Annotated in this window: 2 protein-coding genes; both read right to left on the reverse strand. The window is 72.3% G+C overall.

The genetic code is table 11. The annotated features are described in order from the left end of the window. Positions 1-52: 52 nt before the first annotated feature. On the reverse strand, positions 53-721 hold the full coding sequence (locus ACFPZL_RS13475; RefSeq protein WP_218114002.1) for a DNA alkylation repair protein: 669 nt from the start codon (positions 719-721) through the stop codon (positions 53-55). Positions 722-752: 31 nt separating this feature from the next. Continuing rightward, positions 753-1,157, reverse strand: a 405-nt coding sequence (locus tag ACFPZL_RS13480; protein WP_382335891.1) for an EamA family transporter, incomplete at its 5' end; no start/stop codon positions are given.

Consider the following 1,157-nt stretch of genomic DNA (forward strand, 5'->3'; position numbering starts at 1 on the left):
CCACCGCCGCGGGAAGGAAGCGGCCGCGCCCGGTACGCCCGGGCCGGCCGCTTCAGCCCTGCCGGCGCACCATCTCGGGCACCCACAGCGGCACGAACGGCGAGACGCAACCGGGCGGCGTGGGGTAGTCCCGCAGCACGCCGAGACGTTCCCCCATCTCGAGGACGCGCTCGCGGTGCTCGGCGTGCCGGATGCCGATCTCGCCCATCGTGTAGTTCATCGCCCATTGGAGGCGCTCCGGCGCATCCAGGATCTCCGCGTCGACGGCGTCGAGCAGGCCGGCGAGGTCGAGACCGTCGGGAGACTTGATGACCCGTTCGGTGGTGAGAGCCCAGCCCGCGCTGGCGATGACGGGGTCGGGATCCTCGAGCCACTCCGCGCGCAGCTCCTCGGCGTGCTTCGACTTCTTCACGATGTAGTTCACGAGCCAGTCGTGCACCTTCGGCACGCGCGCCTCCCGCAGCATCGCGTCGAGCTGCTCCCGATCGAACTCGCGCGGCCGGGCGATCAGGAGCGCGACGAGCCGCGTCGCCGTGTCGCCCGTCGCCCACAGCTCGAGCGCCAGCGGCTGGTCGGTCTTGATCTCCTTGGCGAGGGCGCGAAGCTTCGTCAGGTTGACGCCGTGGTCGTCGCCGTGCCGCTCGTTGACGGCGCGCATCTTCGGATCCTCGAGTTCCGCCAGGCGCTGCTGCACGGTCGCGACGGTGAATGTCCCGGTCATGCCTCGAGCATACGCCCGGGCGCGAACCGGGTCACGCGCGGCGGGAGGTGGCGACCACACCGGCGCTCGCGCAGACGACGAGCAGGATCGCGAGCACCTGCCACAGCCCGAGCCGCTGCTGCAGCACGACGAGCCCGGCGAGGGCCGCCACCGCCGGACCGAGGCTCGAGAGCACGCCGAAGACGCGCGTCGACATGCGTTTGAGCGCGGTGAACTCGAGGGCGTACGGAGTGACGGAGGTGAGCAGCGCCACCCCGAGGAAGGCCACGAGCAGGGAGGGTGCGCGCCCTACCGCGTCCACTGCCTCGCCCGCGCCGAAGGGCAGGACGAGCAGCGCGCCGACCGCGATCGCCGCGACGAGCCCGTCGATCCCGCGCACGCGCGGCCCCAGCCGCGCGGAGGCGAGGATGTACAGCGCCCAGAATCCTCCCGCCGC

It is taken from the genome of Leucobacter soli, assembly GCF_042659205.1.
In the GTDB taxonomy this organism is placed as follows: Bacteria; Actinomycetota; Actinomycetes; order Actinomycetales; family Microbacteriaceae; genus Leucobacter; species Leucobacter soli.

Bases quoted from the DNA above. Each gene is read 5' to 3' on its own strand.
- ACFPZL_RS13475 (WP_218114002.1), bottom strand. From the start codon at position 721: ATGACCGGGACATTCACCGTCGCGACCGTGCAGCAGCGCCTGGCGGAA.